Here is a 21367-nt window from a genome sequence, read left to right as displayed (position 1 = left end):
ACTGTAGACATTTCCTTTCAGGAAATCGACAGGCTACGATGCATCGAATCCTTTCTTCACAGGAAATCATCGATGGACCGCATGACCAGCCTGCGCGTGTTCCGCGAGGTCGTCGAGGCCGGCAGTTTCGTGGCGGCGGCCGAGCGCCTGGGCCTGTCGGCGCCGATGGCCAGCAAGCACGTGGCGCAGCTCGAGAAATCGCTGGGCGCGCGGCTGCTGCACCGCTCGAGCCGCCACCTGAGCCTGACCGAGGCCGGCACCGCCTGGTACGAACAGAGCCGCCGCGCGCTCGACCTGCTCGATGCGGCCGAAGCCGCCATCGGCCAGACCAGCGACGCGCCGCGCGGCCAGCTCAAGGTGAGCGCGCCCGTGTGGTGCGCCACGCCGCGCTTTGCGCGCGTGCTGGCCGACTACCGTGCGGCGTACCCCGAGGTGCTGGTCGACATGCACCTGGAGAACCGCAAGGTCGATCTCGCGGCCGACGGCTACGACCTGGCCTTGCGCGCCACACAGGAGCCCTCGCCCGCGCTCATCGCGCGGCCGCTGTGCCGCGTGCCCTTTCATCTTGCGGGCACGCCGGCCTACCTGAAGCGCCACGGCGCCCTGCCCGCGGTGCCGGCCGACCTCGCGAAGCTGGGCGCGATCGTGCCCAGCTACGTGAACCTGGACAACCTCGCGCTCAAGGGGCCTGGCGGGCGCATGTTCCCGCTGCGGCTCACGCCCGCGATGCGCTCCGACGACACCACGCTCACGCTGCACGCGGTGCGCGCCGACATGGGCATCGCGTACCTGCCCGTCTGGCTCATCGACGACGACCTGGCGCAGGGCCGGCTGGTGCGGCTGCTGCCCGCGTTCGAGGCCACGCCGGTCACGCTGTTCGCCGTATACACGAGCCGGCAGTACATGTCGCCCAAGCTGCGAACTTTCATCGACTTCCTGAGCGCGCGCCTGGGGGGCATGGAAACAAAGGCAGCACGCGCCGACGACACCAAGACACGACGCAGCTGAAGGGTTGCTGAAGGCACCGGCCGCGAACGCACCTTTTCGGGGCAAGGTCATGCATGCAGGGCTACATTCGAAGGCTCTGCTGGAGACCGATTCCTTGTTCCGCTTTTTCGAAAAACTCCTTCCCCCGTACCCCGCCGCCGAACCGACGCTGCCGCCCCAGGGCTTCTTTGCCTTCCTGTGGGCCTGCACGCACGGCGTGCGCGGCAAGATCGCCGCGATGGCGGTGCTCACGGCGGTGATGTCAACCTTCGAGGCCGCGCTGTTCGCGATCCTCGGGCGCATCGTCGACTGGCTCGGCGGCCAGGTGCCGTCCAAGCTGTGGGCCGAGCGCGGCGACACGCTGCTGTGGCTGGCCGCATTCCTGGTGATCAGCATCGGGGTGGTGGCGCTGCAGACCATCGTGAAGCACCAGACGCTGGCGGTGAACCTGCCGATGCGCCTGCGCTGGAACTTCCACCGCCTGATGCTGGGCCAGAGCATGGCCTTCTACCAGGACGAGTTCGCGGGCCGCATCACGGCCAAGGTGATGCAGACCGCGCTGGCCGTGCGCGAGACCGTGTTCGTGCTGGCCGACGTGCTCGTGGCCATGGGCGTGTACGTGGCCACCATGATCATCCTGGTGGGCGTGCTCGACGCGCAACTGGTGTGGCCCTTCGTCATCTGGCTGGCGCTGTACATCGCCTCGCTGGTGTACTTCGTGCCGCGCCTGGGCAAGGTCGGCAAGGCGCAGGCCGACGCGCGCGCGCTCATGACCGGGCGCGTGACCGACGCCTACACCAACATCGCGACCGTCAAGCTGTTCTCGCACACGCAGCGCGAGGCCGGCTTTGCGCGCGACGCGATGCGCGAGTTCATGAAGACGGGCTACGGCCAGATGCGGCTGGTGAGCGCCTTCGAGATCGTCAACCACACGCTGAGCATGGGCCTGACGGCCGGCATGGCCGGCATGGCACTGTGGCTGTGGTCGCACGGCACGGTGGGCGTGGGCGCGGTGGCCGCCGCCACGGCGATGGCGCTGCGGCTGCAGGGCATGTCGCACTGGATCATGTGGGAGATGACCAGCCTGTTCGAAAACATCGGCACGGTGCAGGACGGCATGAAGACGCTGTCGCGCCCGCGCACGGTGCTCGACGCGCCCCATGCCACGGTGCTCGACGTGCCGCACGGCGAGGTGCGCTTCGAGCAGGCGAGCTTCCGCTATGGCGATGCAGGCCGCCGCGTGATCGACGACCTGAACCTCGTGGTCAAGCCCGGCGAGAAGATCGGCCTGGTCGGCCGCTCGGGCGCCGGCAAGTCGACGCTGGTGAACCTGCTGCTGCGCTTCCATGACCTGGAAAGCGGCCGCATCCTCATCGACGGGCAAGACATCTCGAAGGTCACGCAGGATTCGCTGCGCATGCACATCGGCATGGTCACGCAAGACACCTCGCTGATGCACCGCTCGGTGGCCGACAACATCGCCTACGGCCGGCCCGACGCCACGCTGGCGCAGATCGAAGCCGCCGCCAGGCGTGCCGAAGCGCACGACTTCATCCAGACGCTGGGCGACGCGGGCGGACGGCGCGGCTACGAGGCGCACGTGGGCGAGCGCGGCGTGAAGCTCTCGGGCGGCCAGCGCCAGCGCGTGGCCATTGCGCGCGTGATGCTGAAGGACGCGCCGATCCTGCTGCTCGACGAGGCCACGAGCGCGCTCGACTCCGAGGTCGAGGCCGCGATCCAGCAGAGCCTGTACACGCTGATGGAAGGCAAGACCGTGATCGCCATCGCGCACCGGCTCTCGACCATCGCCGCGATGGACCGGCTCATCGTGCTCGACGAAGGCCGCGTGGTCGAGGAAGGCGACCACCGCACGCTGATGGCCCAGGGCGGCCTGTATGCGCGGCTGTGGGCGCACCAGAGCGGCGGCTTCCTGGGCGACGGGCTGGAAGAAGACGAAGCCCTGCGCGCCTGAGCAGGCGTCAGGTCGGCAGCGCGCCGGCTTCGTACTGCTGCACGAACTCCCCGCTCGGCGGGATCGGCTTGATGATGTCGATCAGCACGCCGTTCGGGTCGCGCGTGATGAAGTGGCGCTGGCCGAAAGCCTCGTCGCGCAGCGACAGCAGGATCGGCAGGCCGGCCACCTTCAGGCGCTCGTGCTCCGCGTCGGGGTCTTCCACCTCGAAGTTCAGCAGCAGCCCGCCCGCCACCTGCCCGCGCGCTTCGGCGGGAATGGTCGTGTGGCTGCCGTCGAGCACGGCAAGGTTCACCGAGGCATCGTCCGCCAGCTGCAGGTGCACATACCAGTCGGTCGTGAACAGCGACATGAACCCGAAATGCGCCTGGTAGAAGGCCGCGGTGCCGGCCACGTCGTTGGTCATGATCACCGGGTAATAGCTCGTCACTTTCATGGGGTGGCTCCTTCGTGGATTAAACATACAAACTGCATGTAAGTTAAATATTAATCCACAAACAGACTGCATGTAAATTAGGGGCATGGTCAAAACCCCGGCACGCACCAACCGCGAACGCACCGAAACCACCCGCCTCGCGCTGACCGAGGCGGCCCGCACGCTCTTCGTCAGCAAGGGCTACGGCGACACCTCGACCCCCGAGATCGCCATGGCCGCCGGCATCACGCGCGGGGCGCTGTACCACCACTTCAACGACAAGCGCGACCTGTTCCGCCAGGTGCTGCTGCTCGAGGCGCAGGCGGTCGCGGCCGACATCGATGCCGCCACGCCCGACGAGCTCGGCCCGCGCGACGCCCTGCTCGTGGGCAGCGAGGCCTACCTGAAGGCGATGACGGTGCCGGGGCGCACCCGGCTGCTGCTGATCGACGGGCCCGCCGTGCTGGGCCTGGCGGAAATGATGTCGATGGACGACGCCACCTCGGCGAACTCGCTGCGCCAGGGGCTGGCGCGCGCCGGCATGGGCCGCGGCGAGGTGTCGCTCGACGCCCTCGCCCGCCTGCTGTCGGCCGCCTTCGACCGCGCGGCGCTGGAGATCGACGCCGGCGCCGATGCCGCCAAGGTGCGGGCGGCCATGCTGTGGCTGCTGGAGCAGGCGCTCCCGCCCAAGAGGAACTAGACCGCGCCTCGACCGCCCATGCGCACGGGCCACTTGGCGACGGTGCCGCGCTGCATCGATTCGAGCGTGGTCTGCGTGAACACGTTGATGCTCACGTGCCGCGCCAGGTAGTGCTCCAGCACCAGCCCCAGCAGGTACGGACTCGTGCCCGAGAACCCTTCTTCATCGACGCTCAGCGTGCATTGCACGCCGCGCCCGTAGATCAGCGGCCCCGCGCCCGGCAGGCGCCGCGTCACGGGCTCGATGCGCGAGCCGACGAGGCAGTCGATCTGCCGGCGCAGCACGTCGTTGTCGGCCGTGACGAACAGCCGCAGCATGTCGCGCAGCGCCTGTGCGCCTTCGCGGTGCGGCATATCGGCCAGCGGCAGGTGGTTGAAGCCCAGCTGGCGGATCAGCCGCCACGCGATCTCGCGCTGCGCGAACGGCGACTTGGGCGTGCTCGGCGCACGGATGAGGCCCACGGCCGACACCGGGATCGAATCGGCCACCGCGAGGTCGGCCTGCCCGTTGCGCGGCACGAGGCACGGCAGGTCGCGGTTGGTGAGCATCGCCTTCACCGACAGATAGCGCAGGCTCTCGGGGTACGGCGCCTCCTGCTGGTCGACCAGCGACAGGAACACCTCGGTGCCGATGTACGGCGTGCGCGTGCCGTACTTGCGCGCCGTTTCGGACACCAGCCGCGGTTCGCGCCGCACCGAGAAGTAGCGGCCGTGGTTGCCCTCGTCTTCGTTGAGCGTCTGGTAGAGCGGACGGAAGTCGATCTCGGCCGTGGTGCGCGCCTGCTGGCCGGCGATGCGCTGCACCGAATACACCTCGAAGTCCATCGGCCGCGAGCGGTCGGGCACGAGATGGAACTCGGTCTGCGCGCTGTCGAGCTCGATGCGGTCGGTGCGCCGCTCGAACAGGTTGACCACCGGCGTGCTGAACAGTGCGAACTGCGCCGCATCGACCAGCGCCCCCAGCGCGCCGGGCGGCTTGCTCAGCAGCACGACGATCTCGACCTCCTTGCCGGGAATGCGCGCCAGCCCCGGCGCAAGCTGCGTGAGCGTGAAGAAGTAGAAGCGCTCGGGGCACGCGAAGTACTCATGCAGCAGGTTGTGGCCGTGGAAGGTGTTCCACGCCAGCGGCAGCAGGCCTTCGCCCGGCCCCAGCCCTTCGTGCACCAGCGCGCCTTCGGTCACCACGTGCGGCCGGTCCATCAGCTGGCCGGGCTCGCCGATGAAAGTCGCGACCGCCGAGGTGTGCAGCAGCTCGAACAGGTGCGACGCCACCTGCTCGTTGCCGCGCAGGTAGATCGGCAGCCGGTCGAGCCCCGACAGTGCCGAGAAGCCCATCTCGCCCACGATGCGCAGCCGCAGGCGCAGCGCGCCCGTCACCTGCACATGCGGCGGCACGTAGCGCTCCAGCGCCGGGATGTCGGGCGGTGCGCCGGTGAGCCGCGCCTCGGCGATCTCGAAGGGCCACAGCGTCACGTCCTGGCTGGAGCGGAACTCGCACGGCGTCTGTTCGCCCGCGGGCACGCGTGCATGGAAGGCCGTGCCGCGCGGCACCACGAAGCCGCGCGTGAAGTCGCCCTCCTTCACGCTGGGATGCAGCTGCGCCACGGCCATCGACGGCGTGGGGCTCAGGTAGTTGGGGTACAGCACCTCGAGCAGGCGCTGCGTGAAGCGCGGAAATTCGGCGTCGAGCTTGATCTGCATGCGCGCCGACATGAAGCTGAACGACTCGATGAGCCGCTCCACGTACGGGTCGGCCACCTCGATGCCGTGCATGCCCAGGCGGCGGGCGATCTTGGGGTGCGAGGCGGCGAACTCGCTCGCCGCCTCGCGCATGTAGACGAGTTCCCGGTTGTAGTACTCGAGGAGTTGCGGGTCCATGACGGTGAGCCTTCCCTGGCGTGGTTGAAGTAAAGGAGAAATGAAAAAGAGACAGACAGGCTTCAGTCCGCCGCGCCGACGATGCGCATGCGGTTGGTTTCGAGATCGACCGCGCTTTGCACCGTGAACGCCAGCGGGTACAGCTTCAGATGAATGAGCGCGCGGATCTCGAACAGCAGCACGTTGTAGGCCTCGGCCGCGCCGTCTTCCTTCATGAGCGGCACCACCTGCACGCTGTCGGGAATCAGCCGCGGCTCGTAGTCGCGGATCGCGCGGCGGATGATGCGTTCGATGTCCGCCCACTTGCGCTCCGACAGGTAGCTGCCGGCCAGCGGCGGCACGCCGTAGTTGACGGTGGAAGACGCCGCATCGGCATGGCGCGTGCGGTCGATCAGGTCTTCGGCGTTGGTGGTGTTGAACAGCAGGGCCAGGTCGCGCTGGATGATCTCGCGCATCCGGGCCGGCGTGGCCGTGTACTCGGACGGCGGCTCGGCGCCGCGGCCGGGCGCCTCGTCGCGCAGGCGGTCGAACAGCGTGGGCAGCAGCTGCGCGTTGACGCGCGGTGCGGCGGGTGCATCGGGCCCGCGGGGCGCGCGGGCGCCGGGGTGCGCGGGGTGGGAACCTGTGAACGGGGATTGCTCGGTGAGCCGCATGACCTGGCCTTTTCTGGAAGGGGCAGAGTCTTGCGTGGATGCCCGCCGCTCATTGCAAACAATGGTCACACAGCGGGCCTAGCTCGAATGCGGACGCCCGCGCCGGGCATTTGTCGTCGCATCCGCGCTTCGCGAGTCCTACAGCACGCACCGCCCCCCGCCGACACCCGCGCGCCGGCGGGCGCCCGATGCTGGGTCATCGCCAACCACAAGGAGCCTTCGCGTGAATTCCATCATCTACATCGTCGGCCTGGTCGTGGTCGTCGTCGCCGTGCTGTCGTTCTTCGGCCTGCGCTGAATCCGCAAGCGCAGCGCCACGGGGCCGTTCGCGGCCCCGTTTCTCTTGGGCAGGCCTTCTGCATGCGCCGGGCATAATTTGCGCGCCCCGCCGCTTTGCTGCGCCGGGGCGTCATTGGCGAAGAAGAAGGGACCCTGTTGATCACCACCACCGCGCTGCGCGCACCTGCTTTTCCGGATGCGGTGATCACCGAGGCGGTCCGATGGTCCGAACAGAACGGCCCGCTCGACGACGCGTCGGCCCTTCGCACCGCGGCCTCGCGCGCAGCCGACGGCCCCACCCGCATCGTTGAACGCGCCCGCCAGCTCGGCGAGCGCATGGGCCTGCAGGCCGAACTCGCGCGCGGCCGGCAATGGGCGCCGTGGGTGCTGCTGGCGCTGGTGGCACTGGTCGTGATCGCGGGCCTGGGCCTCGCGGGCCAGGTGGTCGGCGGCAACGACCGCCACATCAACGTGATCGTCGCGCTCGTCAGCTTGCTGGGCCTGCATGCGCTCACGCTGCTCTTGTGGCTGGCCGGCCTGTGGCTGCCGTCGGGCACCTTCGGCACGGCCTCGCTGGGCTGGCTGTGGCTGTCACTCACGGCGCGCGTGGCGGGCGGCCAGCGCGGCCAGGCGCCGCAACTGGTGCGCGCGGCCACGGGGCTGCTCACGCGTGCGCGCCTGCTGCCCTGGGCCTTCGGGCTCGTGAGCCACGGCATCTGGGCGCTGTCGTTCGCCGTGGTGCTGGCCGCGATGCTGTTCGCCCTCGCCTTTCGCAGCTACACGCTGAGCTGGGAAACCACCATCCTCGAGCCGGCCTTCTTCGTGCGCGTGGTGCAGGCGCTGGGCTGGCTGCCGGCGCAGTTCGGTTTTCCGGTGCCCGATGCGGCCACCGTGCAATCGGCCACCCCAGTCGCAGCGGCCCAGCGCACCTGGGCGCTGTGGCTCACCGGCTGCATCGCGGTGTACGGCCTGCTGCCGCGCCTGGCGCTGGTGCTGCTCAGCGCCGCCGTCTGCCGCCACCGCCGCCCCGCGCTGCAGCCCGACTGGCAGGCGCCCTACTACCGCAAGCTGCTGGCCCGTTTCGCCGCGCTGGCGCCGCCCGCCATCGTCGATGCCGACCCGGGCCGCGCGCACCCCGCCGCGCCCACGGGCCTGCCGGCCTCCGAGCAGCACGACGGCCTGTTCGTCGTCGGCTTCGAACTGCCGCCCGACCTGCCCTGGCCGCCCGCCGGCTTGCCCGCACCGGCGGTCCGCATCGACGGCAGCGCCCCGGCGCGCCGCGCGCTGCTCGACCAGCTCGCGCAGGTCCACCCGCGCACCGTGCTGCTGGTCTGCCATGCGGCCTCGAGCCCCGACCGCGGCACCGAGCGCTTCCTGCGCGAGGTGCTGGCGCATTGCGGCGAATGCCGCCTCTGGCTGGCTGATGCGCCCAACGCCGCTGCCACGCAGCGCTGGCGCGACTGGCTGCGCGACGCAGGGCTCGCCCACGTGGTCGCGAGCGACCGGCTCGATGCCGTCTTCACGGAAGGCACCGCCACCGCATGACCTCCCCGACTCCGATCCGCATTGCCGTCGTCGGCCACACCAACGCGGGCAAGACCTCGCTGCTGCGCACGCTCACGCGGCGCGTGAACTTCGGCGAGGTGTCGCAGCGCCCCGGCACCACGCGCCATGTCGAGTCGGTCGATCTCGAGGTGAACGGCGAGCCGGCCGTGCGCTTCCTCGACACGCCGGGCCTGGAAGACGCGGTCGCGCTGCGCGAGCACCTGGCCGGCCTCGACACCGCCCAGCAGGCCACGCCGCCCGAGCGCATCCGCCGCTTTCTGCAGGGCCCCGAGGCGCAGGGCGTGTTCGAGCAGGAGGCCAAGGTGCTGCGCGCGATGCTCGACATCGACGCCGCCTTTCTCGTGATCGACGTGCGCGAGCCGGTGCTGCCCAAGTTCCGCGACGAGATCGAGCTCTTGAACTCCTGCGCGCGCCCGGTGCTGCCGGTGCTCAACTTCGTGCGCGATGCCGCCAGCCGCGAGCCGGCCTGGAAGGAACTGCTCTCGGCCTACGGCCTGCATGTGCAGGTGCGCTTCGATGCGGCGGCGCCTTTCGTGGGCGCCGAGCACGACCTCTACAACGACCTGGCCACGCTGCTGCGCGACCGCCGCGACGCGCTGCGCGGCGTGGTCGACGCGCTCGACGCCGAGGCCGACGCGCGCCGCCAGTCGGCCTGCACGCGCATCGCGGACCTGCTGGTCGATGCCGCGGCCATCCGCCGCACCGTGCCCGCCACCGAGTTCGCCGACGCCACGCGCCGCCAGGCGCTGGTCGCCAGCGTGCAGAAGGACGTGTTCGACAAGGCCCAGCGCTGCACCGACGACCTGCTCGCGCTCTACGGCTTTCGCCAGGGCGACGCCGACGAAGCGCCGCTGCCGATCATCGAAGGCCGCTGGACGCTCGACTTCTTCAACCCCGAGGCGATGAAGGACGCGGGCCTGCGCCTGGGCAAGGGCGCGGTCATCGGCGCCGCCGTGGGCGTGGTGGCCGACCTCGCAGTGGCGGGCCTGTCGCTGGGCGCGGGCGCGGCATTGGGCGGCGCCATCGGCGGCGCGGTGTCGCAGGGCTGGGGGCCGCTCGGGCGCAAGCTGGCCAACAAGCTGCGCGACATGCACGAGCTCACGGTGGAAGACAGCGTGCTGTTCACGCTCGCGGCCTGGCAGCTGCAGCTGGCGCAGGCGCTGGAACGGCGCGGCCATGCGGCCGTGGAACGCATCCGGGCCGAGGCTCCGTCGGCGGACGAGGACGACACGCTGATGCGTGCTGCCGCCGGCGCCGTGCGCGCCGTGCAGCCCGCGCGCAGCCATCCCGAATGGGAATCGACCGGTGCCCTCACGCGCAGCTCCTGGCGCCCCGCGCCGCAGCGCGAGGCGCTGGCGGGCACGCTGTCGATCGAACTGCGGCGCGCCTTCGACGCCTGAGGCCTCGCCTCAGCCCGCGACCTGTTCGGGCGTGACCTTGGCGAGCGACTTGTCGACGAACGCCCCCAGCCGCGTCTGCACTTCCCCGCCGGTCTGCACCACCGCCGCCATCAGCGACTCGGCGAACATGCCGTCAGTGGCCGACATGTCGGCGATGCGGCTGATCGACGTCACCATCGCGTAGTTCGACAGCGCTGCGTTCTTCGCCACGCGCTTGGCCAGCACCATCGCGGCGCGCAGGCTCTCGCCGGGGGCGGCGATCTCGTGCGCCAGGCCTAGCGTCTTGCCGGCGCGGGCGTCGAGCACGCGGCCGGTGAGCATCATCTCGACCATGCGGCCCGGCGTGATGATGCGCGCCACGCGCACCGTCGCGCCGCCGCCGGTGAAGATGCCCTTCTGCCCCTCGGGCAGCGCGAAGTAGGTCGACGGGTCGGCCACGCGCACATGCGTGGCCGCCGCCAGTTCGAGCCCGCCGCCGACCACCGCGCCGTGCAGCGCCGCGACCACCGGGATGCCGCCGTACTGGATCTTGTCGAAGGTGCTGTGCCAGCGCTGGCACACGCGCATGAAGTCGACCGCCGTGCGCTCCTTGTCGTGGTGTTCCTTGAGGTCGAGCCCGGCACAGAAATGCGGCCCCGCGCCGGTCAGCACCACGGCCTTGGCCTCGCGCGGCAGTGCGGAGAACACGGCGTCCAGCGCGGCCAGCGTGGCCTCGTCGATGGCGTTGCGCTTGGCGGGACGGTTCAGGGTCACGACGGCGACCTCTTCGTCCATGTGCAGGGTGACGTTCCGTTCGATCACGGCAGGGCTCCTTGGGTTGTTGCGGGTTCCGCCACCGGAATGGGGCGCTTCAGGGCTACGATAGCCCTGGGCGCCGCGCCATTGCTTGCAGATCGCGCCCATTCATTTGCAGATTCCGCCAACCGTCTTTTTGAACCCGCCATGCCGCCAGAGCGCGCCACCGTCGCCGTCAGCTTCCTGCAGCACCTGCTGAGCGGCGCGCGCCGTCAGCTGAGCCCGCGCGACATCGACATGCTGGCCGCGCAGGCCGGCCTCTCGCCGCAGCTGCTGCGCCAGGACGGCGCGCGCGTCACGCGCGAGCAGTTCGTTCGCATGTACGAGTGCGTGTCGCTCTTCATGGGCGACGAGATGCTGGGCCTGTGGTCGCGCCCGATCCGCGCGGGCGCGCTCAAGTACCTCGGGCTCAGCCTGCTCGATGCGCCCTCGCTCATGGTCGCCATGTACCGCTTCACGCGCTTCTGGAACCTGCTGCTGGACGACCACCGCCTGCGCATGACGCGCGCCCACGGCGTGGCCACGATCGCCATCGCGCCGCACCCCGAAGCGGCCGCGCGGCCCACCACGCCCTTCGGCCATGCGCTGATGGTCAAGCTGATCCACGGCGTGGCCTCGTGGCTCATGGGGCGGCAGCTGCCGGTGCTGGGCGTCGGCTTTGCGTTCCCGCGTCCGGCGCGCTTCGACGAATACGCCAACCTGTTCCCCGGCCCGCTGCAGTTCGAACAAGACACTTCTTCCGTGCGCTTTGCCGAACCGGTGCTGCGCCAGACCTTCCAGCGCACGCGCGCCGAGCTGCTCGACTTCGTGCGCCGCGCGCCCGACGACTGGATCTTCGTCACCTTCGACCACGACACCACCAGCGCCACGGTGCGCGAGTTCGTCGCCGCGCACCTCGCCTCGGACGCCACGCTGGGCGCGGCGGCGCGCGCGGTGCACATGTCGGAGCGCGCGCTGTCGCGCCAGCTCGCGGCCGAGGGCACCAGCTTTCGCGCACTGAAGGAAGAGGTGCGGCGCGACTTGGCGATCCAGCGCCTCGTGAAGACACGCGAGCCCATCGACCGCATCGCCGCCTCGGTGGGCTTCGACAACACGCCGGCCTTCCACCGTGCGTTTCGCACGTGGACCGGCAGCACGCCGCGCGGCTACCGCCAGCGCGCGGGTTAGTTCGCCGCCCCGGCCAGCGCCTGCAATTTGGCGAAGTCGCCCGGCCGCGCCCCCATCTGCTCGGGCGTGGAGCGCTTCGTCACGCGCTCCAGCAGCGGCAGGCGGTTGACCGGCTGCACCGTCATGCCCTTGCCGCGCAGGAACTGCTCGTCTTCCAGCTCGCTGGCGATCACGCCGACGTTGGTCCACTTGGCCGTGTCGGCCAGCGTCTTCTCCACCATCGCCTGCTGCGCCGGCGTGAGCCGGGCCCAGGCCGCCTTGCCGATGACGATGCCCAGCGTGTCGTAGATGTGGCCCGTGAGCTGCACGTATTTCTGCACCTCGTACAGCTGCTTGGCGCGCACCGTGCCCAGCGGATGCTCCTGCGCCTCGACCTCGTTCTTCTTGAGCGCGCCGTACAGGCTGTTGAACGGCAGCGACACGGGCTTGGCGTCGAGCGCGGTGGCGAAGAGCTGGTAGGCCGCGGCGTCGGGCACGTACAGGCGCAGGTCGCGAAAGTCCTCGGGGCGCTGCAGCGGCTTGCCCGAGGTCACCTGCCGCGCGCCGTAGTAGACCGACGCGACCATGCGGTTGCCGCTGCGCTCGTTGTAGCCCTTCATCAGGTCCGCGAGCAGCGGGCTCGCGAGGTACTTGCGCACGTGGTCCAGGTCCTTGAAGGCGAAGGGGTAGCTGCCCAGGCCCAGCGGCGGATAGCCCTCGGCCAGCGTGGCCTGCCCGACGTAGGCGATCTGCATGGCGTCGTTGGCGAGCATCAGCGCGTAGTCGCGCTCCTGCCCCAGCTTCGAGGCGGGCACCACCTCGATCTTGATCTTGCCCTCGGACTGCTCGGCGATCTTGCGCGCCGCCAGTTCGGCCTGCTGGTGAAAGATGCTCGCGGGCTCGTAGATATGGCCCCACTTGAACTGCTGCACTTGCGCACCAGCGACAGCGGCGCTCCCCATGGCGACGCACAGGACAGCAGCCCGGCGCCACGACATCAAACGTTTTTTCATCGGCAGTCCCTCGCGGTGAGAAGGCCCGCCGGCGCGGGTGCGCCAAAGCACGCGGCGGGTGTCGGGAACGCATCCCGGCCGCTGAATGTAAACATTTGCAACCAGAAGCCAGAGAGGGTTTGCCCGGTCACGGGGCAGTCATGGCCCTTCCCTAGCATCCGCGTGCGCCCGACGCGCCCACCTCCTCACCGCACCTCAGCACCTCATGTACCCCGGCGAACGACTCAACGGCTACAGCCACCTGTTCGGCCTGCTGCTCGCGCTGCCGGCGGCCGCGTTGCTGCTCGCCAAGACGCTGCCCACGGGCGATCCGGCGCGCATCGCGGGCGGGCTGGTGTTCTCGCTCTCGGCCGTGGCGCTGTACGCGGCCTCCACGCTCTTTCACAGCACGCGCGGCCGCAGCAAGCGCCTGTGGGAGCGCGCCGACCACTGCGCGATCTTCCTGCTCATCGCGGGCACCTACACGCCCTTCGCGCTCGTCACGCTGCAAGGCCCCTGGGGCTGGCTGCTGCTCGCGGCGATCTGGAGTGCGGCGTGCTTCGGCATCTGGCGCGAGCTGAAACCGGCTGCAGCCGACGCGGCGAAGAAGCCTTCGCTGCCGCTGTACATCGGCATGGGCTGGCTCGGCGTGCTGGCCGCCGCGCCGCTGGCGGCCAAGCTGCACGCCACGGGCCTGGCCTGGCTGGTCGCGGGCGGCGTGCTCTACACGGTGGGCACGGTGTTCTATCGCAACCGGCGGGGGCTGCGCCACGCGCACGGCGCCTGGCACCTGTTCGTGTTGGCCGGCACCACGAGCCACTACGTGGCCGTGGGGTGGTTCGTGCTCTGAAGCCTGCCTCTTACAACGGCTGCAGCTTCGCGGTCTTCATCATCCGCTCGGTCAGTTCCATCTCGCTCGCGAAGCCCTGCACGTAGGCCTCGGTCGTCGACGGGCTCACCTCGCTGCCCAGCTCGGTCAGCGCAGCGATCACCGACGGCTGCTTCAGCGCCTGCCCGAACACCTCGTAGATGCGCGCAGCGATCGCGTCGGGCGTGCCCGCCGGCACCGAGACGCCGCCCCACGACGTGAGCTCGACGCCGCGCAGCCCCAGCTCGGCCAGCGTCGGCACCTGCGGCAAGGCCGCGTTGCGCTTGGCGCCGGCCACGCCCAGGGCGCGCAGCTTGCCGCCCTGCACGTGCGGCAGCGCCACCGAGAAGATCGGCATGCCGAAGTTCACCTGGTTGCCCAGCACCGCGTTGACGATTTCCGACGCACCCTTGTACGGCACGTGCGTGGCCTGCACGCCCGCGGCCTGCAGGAACAGCTCCACGCCCAGGTGCGAGGGCGTGCCGACGCCGCCCGAGGCGTAGTCGAGCTTGCCGGGGTTGGCGCGCGCACGCGCCACGAGTTCCTGCAGGGTCTGGATGCCCGAGCCCGCATTCACCACCAGCAGCACGTCGGAGGTGGTCAGCCGCATGATGTGGCGGAAGTCCTTGAGCGCGTCGTAGCCGGGGTTCTGCTGCATGCGCATGTTGGCGGCCATGGGCGCGCTCGAGTAGATCCAGGTATAGCCGTCGGGCGCGGCGCGCGCGACCTGGCGCGCGCCGATGTTGCCGGCCGCGCCGCCGCGGTTCTCGATGACGACCGGCTGCCCCAGCAAGGGCCCGAGCGCTTCCGCGAGGATGCGCGCGGCGTTGTCCGGGCCGGTGCCGGCCAGGTACGGCACGACCCACTTGACCGGGCGGGTCGGTCGCCAGGCGGAAGCGTTCGCGCCCGCTGCGCGAGCAACGGCCGGCAGCAGCGCCGAGGCCGCGATCGCACCGCACAGCGCGCGGCGATGGGCATTGATGAGAGTCATGGCTTGTGGTGTCTCCTGATTTTGTGGTCCGGCCTCAGGCCGCATCGCCGATCAGCTCGCGCGCGATGATGTTCTTCTGGATCTCGCTCGTGCCCGTGAGCACGCGGTACATGCGCAGCATGCGGAACAAAAACTCCACGCGCCGCCCTTGCACGATGCCTTCGCCGCCGTGGATCTGCACCGCCGCGTCGGCCACGCGGAACGCGGCCTCCGAGCAGAACAGCTTGGCCATCGAGGCCTCGGCGCGCGGGTCGCCACCGGCGTCGATCTGCCGCGCGGTCGACAGCATCAGCGCACGCGCCGCGCACAGCTGCGTCGCCATGTCGGCCAGCGAATGCTGGATCGCCTGGAACTGCGCGATGGCGCGGCCGAACTGGCGGCGCGTGCGCGCGTAGTCGCGTGCGTCCTTCAGCGCCACGGTCGCCAGCCCCACCATGCCCGGGCAGTGCAGCAGCCGGTTGACCGTGATGCGCCCCAGCGCCAGCGCCAGCCCCTTGCCGGGCTCGCCGATGAGGTTCGCGGCGGGCACGCGGCAATCGGTGAGCACGATGTCGCCCGTGGTCGACTGGCCCGCCATGGTCTTGTAGCCTGCCTGCACCTGGACGCCCGGCTGCGTCAGGTCGACGAAGAACGCCGTCACCTCGCGACGCGCCGGATCGTCCGAGGTGGACGCCATGAGCACCGCGAGATCGGCAAACGGCGAGCCCGAGATGAAGCGCTTGCGCCCGTTCAGCACGTACATGTCGCCCTCGCGCCGCGCCTGCGTCTGCACCGCGCCGGCGTCGGAGCCGGCCTCGGCCTCGGTGAGCGCGAAGCAGATCGCCTTCTCGGCCTGCGCCACGGGACGGATGAACTGCGCCATCTGATCCGGCGTCGCGAACTTGGCCAGTGCGCCGACACGCGGCGGCCCGCTGAGTTCGCCGAACACATGCGGCGCGAGCGGCGAACCGCTGGCGTAGATCGATTCCTTCACCAGCACATGGTCGACCAGCGACAGGCCCAGGCCACCCATCGCCGGCGGCAGCGTCATGCCGTAGAAGCCCATCGCGTGCGAGCGGCGCCAGACATGGCGCAGCGTGTCCCTGTCGGGGCCGTGCTCGTGGTCGATGCCCTTCTCGCGCACGAGGTCGGCCAGTTCGCCGTTCAGGAAATCGCCGATGCGGGCGATCAGCTCGGCCGCGCGCGGCGAGCCTTCGAAGGGGCCGTCGAACAGCGGCGCACGGATGGCCGAAGCCTCGGTGGGAGCGGCGGCAGGTGTCAGCGTGGTGTCCATGTCGTTCTCTTTCAGTTGACGCGGCGCGCGTGGCCGGCCCAGTACGGCGTCTGGATCGCCTTGCGCGCGACCTTGCCGTTGGCGTTCTTCAGCAGCGACTCGACGAACTCGATGCGGCGCGGCCGCTTGAAGCCCGCCAGCCGCGCGGCACAGAAGTCGTCGAGCCCGGCCGTGTCGGGCGAGGCGCCCGGCTTCAGCACGATGTGCGCGGCCACCGCCTCGCCCCACTTGTCGTCGGGCACGCTGAACACACAGGCCTCGGCCACCGCCGCGTGCTGGTACAGCACGGCCTCGACCTCCGAGGGGTACACGTTGAAGCCGCCGCTGATGACCATGTCTTTCTTGCGGTCGACGATGTAGATGTAGCCCTCGTCGTCGGCGCGCGCGAGGTCGCCCGTGTGGTAGCGGCCCTCTTTGAGCACCTCGGCCGTGAGCTCGGGCGCGCGCCAGTAGCCGGCGAAGATGTCCTCGCCGCTCACCACGATCTCGCCCACCTCGCCGGGTGCGACCGGCTGGCCTTCGTCGTCGACGATCTCCACCAGCGATTCGAGGAAAGGCCGCCCGCACGAGGCCAGCCGCTCGGGCATGGCGGCGCGCGCGAACAGGTGGTCTTCCACCGAGAGGCCGCACACGCCCGAGGTGGTCTCGCCCGCGCCGTAGCCCTGCGACAGCACGGGGCCGAACACGTCCATCGCCTGCATGATCCGCGCGGGCGCCATCGGCGCGGCGCCGTAGCCCAGGCGCTGCAGGTCGGGCAGCGGCCGGTAGCGGCCCTGCAGCTCGGCCAGCAGCATGTTGATCATGGTGGGCACCATGAAGGTGTGGGTCACGCGCTCCTTCTTCATGTCGTCCAGGAAGCGCGCGGGCTCGAAGCCGGTGAACAGACGGATGGTCGCGCCGCTGCACAGCGCCGGCACGATCTGCATGCCCGAGGCGTGCGTGATCGGCCCCACCAGCCCCAACAGGTCGCCGGGGCGCAGGCCTTCGCTGCGCGAGAGGAACTTGCGCAGCTGGGCCAGCCGGTTGCCGAAGGTCTGCATCGCGGCCTTGAGCACGCCGCTGGAGCCCGAGGTGTAGTGCAGCACCGCCAGCTCGTCGGCACGCACGCGCTCGCAGGTGAAGGCGTCGCTCGCACGCGCCAGCTGGCCTTCGTACGAAGCGGGCGTGCCTTCGGCCGCGTCGAGCAGCAACAGCTTCGGGGCCGCGCCTTTCAGCAGCGGCAGGAAGGTCTCGGCGCGCGCGGCGGTGGTGACGATCAGCGTGGCGTCGCTGTTCTCGATGACCTCGGCCACCTCGACCGGCGCGAGCCGCGCGTTCATCGGCGCCTTCACCAGCGCGGCCTTGTAGCAGGCCAGCTCCAGCTCGACGATCTCGATGCAGTTGGGCAGGTACACGCCCACGCGGTCGCCGCGCTGCAGGCCGAGCCCGCGCAGGGCATTGGCCAGGCGGTTGGCGCGCCGGTCGAGCTGTTCGTAGGTGCAGGCGCGCTGCGGCGTGGTCACGGCGATCTGCCGCGCATGCAGGCGGGCGGCGCGGGATGCGAGTTCGCCGACGTTGGCGACCTCGGGCGAAAGTGAGGGCAAGTTGTCTCCTTGAGGCCGGTGCCTGTGCACCGTGGGGAGAACTTTCGCAAACAACGCCGCCGCACAACAAATACCGATTGCTGATGCGCGGCCATCACAAAAGATGATGGCCCCGGCGCACGGCACCGCCGTGCGCGATGGCTACGCCTTGCCGTCGCCCAGGAACTGTGCGTCCCAGCGGCCCGAGGCGATCATCGAGCGCGCCTCGTCGGCCAGCGCCTGCCTCACGACCTGCGTGGCTGCGTCGGGCACCTTGCCGGCCGGCGTGGCCAGGTGGTAGGTGCGCGCCAGCTCGGGCTCGACGATGCGTGCGATCAACCAGTTCGGCTGATCGCCCGGCCCGTCCGCGAGCGCGCAGGCGGGCGTGACCGTGAAGCCCGCGCCCGCCAGGTAGAGCGAGCGCAGCACGCGCGCCGAGTCGTGCTCGTGCACCACGTTGAGTTCCACGCCCACGGCCTCGGCCGCCGCCTCGACGCGCTGGCGGATGCTGAAGCGGCGCGACTGCAGCACCAGTGGCAGGTTCGCGGCGCGTGCGAAAGGCACCGTGGGACGCACCGGTGCGCCCTTCTTCGCGCGCCCACCCTTCGCGCTTTTTCCGAGCAACGCCGCCACCTCGCCCTTCGCATCGAAGCCGCAGAGGAACATGCCTTCACGCACGAAGGGGCGCACGTCCAGCCCCTCGACGCTGGGGGTGTCGACCAGCAGGCCGATGTCGGCGCGGCGATCGACCATCGCCTTGCGCACCATCAGGCTCAGGTCGTCGATCACGAACACGCGGATGCGCGGATGCGACTGCTTCAGCCGCGCCAGCACCGGCCCGAGCAGCAGCGAGGCCAGCAGGAACGGCACCGCCACCGTGACCGAGCCCTCGGGCCCGTCGGGCGCGCGCTGCAGCCGCTCGCGCATCGCTGCGGCATCCGACAGCAGGCGCCGCGCGTCCTGGTACAGCTGCAGCCCGGCGGCCGTGGGCGTGACGCCCACGTGCGAGCGGTCGAACAGCTGCGTGCCGAGCTCGGCCTCGAGCTTCTTGATCTGCGCGGTCAGCGCGGGCTGCGCCACGTACAGCGACGCGGCGGCGCGCGACAGGCTGCCGGCTTCGAGCACCGCGATGAAATAGCGAAGAGACCTCAGGTCCATGGGGCGACGGGGAAAGATGGGGCGCCCATTGTGGCCCCGCCGCTGACTCAGCCTGCCAGGGCCTTGACGGCGATGCGCGTGGCCGAGGCGACCACGTCGTTGCGGCCCTTCGCGTCCTTGTCGGGGAAGGTCAGGTAGACCGACAACACCAGCGGCGCGCCCGACGGCGGCCACAGCACGCCGACGTCGTTGGTGCTGCCGTACGAGCCCGCGCCGGTCTTGTCGCCCACACGCCAGCCTTTGGGCACGCCGGCCAGGAAGCGCTCGGTGCTGGTGGTGTTGCCGAGCAGCCATTCGCGCATCTGCTCGCGCTGCGGCGCGCCGAGCGCATCGCCCAGCGCGAGCCGCTGCACGGTGTCGGACATGGCCGCAGGCGTGGTCGTGTCGCGCGGGTCGCCGGGGATGGCGGTGTTCAGCTCGGGCTCGGTGCGGTCGAGGCGGAAGGTGGTGTCGCCGATGCGCCGCGCGAACGCGGTGACGGCGGCCGGCCCGCCCAACACCTTCAGCAGCAGGTTGGCGGCGGCGTTGTCGCTGTACTGCATGGTGGCGGCGCACATCTCGTTCACGGTCATGCCGGTGGCGAGGTGCTTCTCGGCGACCGGCGAGTGCGACACCAGGTCGCCCTTGCCGACGCTGATGCGGCGCCCGAGCAGGCTGGCGTCGGTCGTGCTGCGTTCGAGCACGGCCGCGGCAAGCACCAGCTTGAAGGTGCTGCACAGCGGAAAGCGCTCATGCGCGCGGTGCTGCAGGCGCGCGCCGCTGCCGGTGTGGAAGCCCGACACGCCCAGGCGTCCGCCGCAGGCGCGCTCGAGTTCGGCGAGCTGCGTTTCGGCGTCCGACTGCGCGCCCTTCTTCGGCCATGCGCTGCAGGCGCCGGCGAGCGGGGTCACGGCGGCGGCGAGCAACAGGGTGCGGCGCTGGATCAGAGGGTTCATGTGCGTGTGTCTTTCTTTTCGCGAGTGGATGGAATGAAAGGCATCGTAGGAGCGCAGCCCCCGCGCTTCCAGCGCCCGGTGCGCGCACAGCGTCCCGGGTGTATCACGTGTAACGCCATTTCATCATTCAACCTTCGGGTTGAATTTTCTTCGGGGCCGATCTATATTCAACTTCATGGTTGAACTTGAAATCGAAGACGAACGGCTCGACGCCGTGTTCCACGCCCTGGCCGACAGCACGCGGCGCACCATGCTGCAGCTGCTCGCGCAGGGCGAATGCAGCGTGGGCGAGCTGGGCGCGCCGTTTCGCATGTCCTTCGCGGGCGCCTCCAAGCACGTCAAGACGCTGGAGCGCGCGGGGCTGGTGTCGCGCACCGTGCAGGGCCGCGCGCACGTGTGCCGGCTGGAACCGGCGGCGCTCGCCGCGGCCGATGCCTGGCTGCGCGCGTACGAAGTCTTCTGGAACCACCGCCTGGACGCGCTGGCGGATGCGCTGCGGCGCGATGCCCACGACGACGGCCACAGCCGCGCGTGAGCGCCTTCTCTCCCCTCATTCACCCAAGGAGCACCGACCCATGACCACGACCCTGAAGCACAGCCTGGGCACGCAGACCGAGCCCGGCACCCTGCGCATCGAGCGCACCCTGCCCGCGCCCATCGACCGCGTGTGGACCTACCTCGTCGACCCCGAGAAGCGCCGCAGCTGGCTGGCCGGCGGCACCATGGCGCAGGCGCCGGGCGCGGTGTTCGAACTGCGCTTCCAGCACACCGAGCTGTCGGGCGAGGTGGCGCCCGAGCGCTTCGCGGCCTACCGCGAGACCCACGTGCAGCACTCGCGCGTGCTGCGCATCGAGCCGCCGACCCTGCTGGTCATCAGCTGGGGCAGCGAGCGCGAGGACGCGTCGGAAGTCAGCTTCGAACTGTCGCCGCAGGGCGCGCAAACAACGCACCTGGTGCTCACGCACCGCCGCCTGCCCGACCGCAAGGAAACGCTGAGCGTGGCCAGCGGCTGGCACGCGCACCTGGGCGTGCTCGACGAGGTGCTGCACGGGCGCGCGCCGCAAGGCTTCTGGACGCAGCTGGAGGCCGCCGAGGCGGCCTACGCGACGCACATCCGCTGAAGGGCGTCGGGCCGCGTCAGGCCCGGCGGGCGGGCTGCGAAGGCGCGCGGCAGGGCTGCACGCGGACTGCGCGGCTGATCACCTGGCGCTGCTCGCGCGCGCTCTTGAGCAGGCGCTCGGCCGCGACCCTGCCGTGGGGCACCGGCGCGCCCTCGCCCATTTCCGACACGGCCACGAACACCGTCTGCCCGCCTTCGAGCACCGCCTGCGTCTTCGGTTGCGACTTGCCCGCGTACAGCGGCGCATCGTCGATGTAGGCCTCCAGCGAGTGCGCGCCCGGCGCCACGCACAGGCGCGTGAAGCCGTTGGGCATCAGCGCGGCGTGGAACTCGCCGTCGACATACACATGCGCCGCGCCCGTGCTGGGCGTGGACGTGGCGCGGCGGAAGAACACGACCTGCGCCAGCTCGGGCACCACCGCAGGCGCGGGCCTGTACATCGCCCCCTTGCGCGCGTTCGTGGCCGATACCGCGACGGGCACGGCCATGTTCATCGGCTCGGAAGGCGGCGGCATCGGCGGCAGGGGCACGTACGGCGTGACGGCGACGGGGCCGCAGCCCGCGACCAGCGTGGAGGCGGCAAGCACCCAGCGGCCCGCGCGCAGGCGGGGATGGAAGGAAAGGAATCTGGACAAGGACATGGCGTGCTTCGAGCGCCTTCACAAGAAAAGGCAGCCA

20 protein-coding genes are annotated in these 21367 nt (G+C 70.4%); 9 read left to right on the top strand and 11 right to left on the bottom strand.

Annotated features, from left to right (window positions below; translation table 11 throughout):
- The first annotated feature begins 72 nt into the window (after window positions 1-72).
- Both AC1RAA_RS01615 and AC1RAA_RS01610 read left to right on the top strand, forming a co-directional pair.
- A complete protein-coding gene (locus AC1RAA_RS01615) occupies window positions 73-1008 on the top strand; it encodes a LysR family transcriptional regulator (RefSeq protein WP_159277324.1) in 936 nt (311 codons plus the stop codon).
- A 94-nt stretch (window positions 1009-1102) separates the two neighbouring features.
- Window positions 1103-2959: an ABC transporter ATP-binding protein gene (locus tag AC1RAA_RS01610; RefSeq protein ID WP_172438282.1), complete on the top strand. Its 1857-nt coding sequence runs from the start codon at window positions 1103-1105 to the stop codon at window positions 2957-2959.
- Window positions 2960-2966: 7 nt separating this feature from the next.
- Here AC1RAA_RS01610 and AC1RAA_RS01605 read toward each other — a convergent pair whose 3' ends face one another.
- Complete coding sequence (locus tag AC1RAA_RS01605) at window positions 2967-3395, bottom strand: VOC family protein (protein ID WP_492726150.1); 429 nt, start codon at window positions 3393-3395, stop codon at window positions 2967-2969.
- A gap of 85 nt (window positions 3396-3480) precedes the next feature.
- On the opposite strand from AC1RAA_RS01605, the gene AC1RAA_RS01600 reads away from it, so the two are divergent.
- Window positions 3481-4074: a TetR/AcrR family transcriptional regulator gene (locus tag AC1RAA_RS01600; RefSeq protein WP_492726148.1), complete on the top strand. Its 594-nt coding sequence runs from the start codon at window positions 3481-3483 to the stop codon at window positions 4072-4074.
- Here the strand turns inward: AC1RAA_RS01600 and tssF are convergent.
- Window positions 4071-5951 (bottom strand): type VI secretion system baseplate subunit TssF, encoded by a 1881-nt coding sequence (tssF, locus tag AC1RAA_RS01595; RefSeq protein WP_062475631.1) that lies wholly within the window; start codon window positions 5949-5951, stop codon window positions 4071-4073. The genes AC1RAA_RS01600 and tssF overlap by 4 nt on opposite strands.
- Before the next feature lie 62 nt (window positions 5952-6013).
- Window positions 6014-6604, bottom strand: a complete 591-nt coding sequence (gene tssE / locus AC1RAA_RS01590) for a type VI secretion system baseplate subunit TssE (protein WP_492726145.1) — start codon at window positions 6602-6604, stop codon at window positions 6014-6016.
- Window positions 6605-7039: 435 nt separating this feature from the next.
- Between tssE and AC1RAA_RS01585 the strand changes: the two genes are divergently transcribed.
- Both AC1RAA_RS01585 and AC1RAA_RS01580 read left to right on the top strand, forming a co-directional pair.
- Entirely contained in the window at window positions 7040-8428 is a 1389-nt protein-coding gene (locus tag AC1RAA_RS01585) for a DUF2868 domain-containing protein (RefSeq protein WP_492726142.1), read from the top strand.
- Window positions 8425-9849, top strand: coding sequence for a GTPase/DUF3482 domain-containing protein (locus AC1RAA_RS01580; protein ID WP_492726140.1), 1425 nt, complete (start codon window positions 8425-8427; stop codon window positions 9847-9849). The genes AC1RAA_RS01585 and AC1RAA_RS01580 overlap by 4 nt, the downstream gene beginning before the upstream one ends.
- A 9-nt stretch (window positions 9850-9858) precedes the next feature.
- Here AC1RAA_RS01580 and AC1RAA_RS01575 read toward each other — a convergent pair whose 3' ends face one another.
- Window positions 9859-10650, bottom strand: a complete 792-nt coding sequence (locus AC1RAA_RS01575) for a crotonase/enoyl-CoA hydratase family protein (protein WP_255221122.1) — start codon at window positions 10648-10650, stop codon at window positions 9859-9861.
- 141 nt (window positions 10651-10791) lie between these two features.
- Here AC1RAA_RS01575 and AC1RAA_RS01570 point away from each other — a divergent pair, with 141 nt between their 5' ends.
- Complete coding sequence (locus AC1RAA_RS01570) at window positions 10792-11811, top strand: AraC family transcriptional regulator (protein ID WP_369632415.1); 1020 nt, start codon at window positions 10792-10794, stop codon at window positions 11809-11811.
- Here AC1RAA_RS01570 and AC1RAA_RS01565 read toward each other — a convergent pair.
- Complete coding sequence (locus AC1RAA_RS01565; RefSeq protein WP_492726137.1) at window positions 11808-12803, bottom strand: sialic acid TRAP transporter substrate-binding protein SiaP; 996 nt, start codon at window positions 12801-12803, stop codon at window positions 11808-11810. The genes AC1RAA_RS01570 and AC1RAA_RS01565 overlap by 4 nt on opposite strands.
- A gap of 205 nt (window positions 12804-13008) precedes the next feature.
- Here AC1RAA_RS01565 and trhA point away from each other — a divergent pair, with 205 nt between their 5' ends.
- Window positions 13009-13632 carry a PAQR family membrane homeostasis protein TrhA gene (gene trhA / locus AC1RAA_RS01560; protein ID WP_070059305.1) on the top strand — a complete coding sequence of 208 codons (624 nt, stop codon included), beginning with the start codon at window positions 13009-13011 and terminating at the stop codon, window positions 13630-13632.
- Between the two features lie 10 nt (window positions 13633-13642).
- Here the strand turns inward: trhA and AC1RAA_RS01555 are convergent, their stop codons facing one another.
- The 5 genes from AC1RAA_RS01555 to bla all read right to left on the bottom strand — a co-directional run bounded on the left by AC1RAA_RS01555 (window position 13643) and on the right by bla (window position 19569).
- A complete protein-coding gene (locus tag AC1RAA_RS01555; RefSeq protein ID WP_492726135.1) occupies window positions 13643-14641 on the bottom strand; it encodes a tripartite tricarboxylate transporter substrate binding protein in 999 nt (332 codons plus the stop codon).
- Between the two features lie 34 nt (window positions 14642-14675).
- On the bottom strand, window positions 14676-15914 hold the full coding sequence (locus AC1RAA_RS01550) for an acyl-CoA dehydrogenase family protein (RefSeq protein ID WP_492726133.1): 1239 nt from the start codon (window positions 15912-15914) through the stop codon (window positions 14676-14678).
- An 11-nt stretch (window positions 15915-15925) separates the two neighbouring features.
- Window positions 15926-17497 carry an AMP-binding protein gene (locus AC1RAA_RS01545; protein ID WP_492726131.1) on the bottom strand — a complete coding sequence of 524 codons (1572 nt, stop codon included), beginning with the start codon at window positions 17495-17497 and terminating at the stop codon, window positions 15926-15928.
- 141 nt (window positions 17498-17638) lie between these two features.
- Window positions 17639-18634, bottom strand: coding sequence for a LysR family transcriptional regulator (locus tag AC1RAA_RS01540; protein ID WP_492726129.1), 996 nt, complete (start codon window positions 18632-18634; stop codon window positions 17639-17641).
- Window positions 18635-18681: 47 nt separating this feature from the next.
- Window positions 18682-19569, bottom strand: a complete 888-nt coding sequence (bla, locus tag AC1RAA_RS01535) for a class A beta-lactamase (protein ID WP_354347697.1) — start codon at window positions 19567-19569, stop codon at window positions 18682-18684.
- Between the two features lie 175 nt (window positions 19570-19744).
- Between bla and AC1RAA_RS01530 the strand changes: the two genes are divergently transcribed.
- Together AC1RAA_RS01530 and AC1RAA_RS01525 are read left to right on the top strand one after the other, a co-directional pair.
- Window positions 19745-20104, top strand: a complete 360-nt coding sequence (locus tag AC1RAA_RS01530) for an ArsR/SmtB family transcription factor (protein WP_492726127.1) — start codon at window positions 19745-19747, stop codon at window positions 20102-20104.
- A 40-nt stretch (window positions 20105-20144) separates the two neighbouring features.
- Window positions 20145-20690 carry an SRPBCC family protein gene (locus AC1RAA_RS01525; RefSeq protein ID WP_492726125.1) on the top strand — a complete coding sequence of 182 codons (546 nt, stop codon included), beginning with the start codon at window positions 20145-20147 and terminating at the stop codon, window positions 20688-20690.
- 16 nt (window positions 20691-20706) lie between these two features.
- On the opposite strand, the gene AC1RAA_RS01520 is transcribed toward AC1RAA_RS01525, so the two are convergent.
- Entirely contained in the window at window positions 20707-21330 is a 624-nt protein-coding gene (locus AC1RAA_RS01520; RefSeq protein ID WP_492726123.1) for a hypothetical protein, read from the bottom strand.
- Window positions 21331-21367: the final 37 nt, after the last annotated feature.

The organism is Variovorax sp. GW823-FHT04F07, from assembly GCF_058795995.1.
Note: the sequence above shows the minus strand (reverse complement) of the source record. Positions and strands in the feature narration are given on the sequence as shown.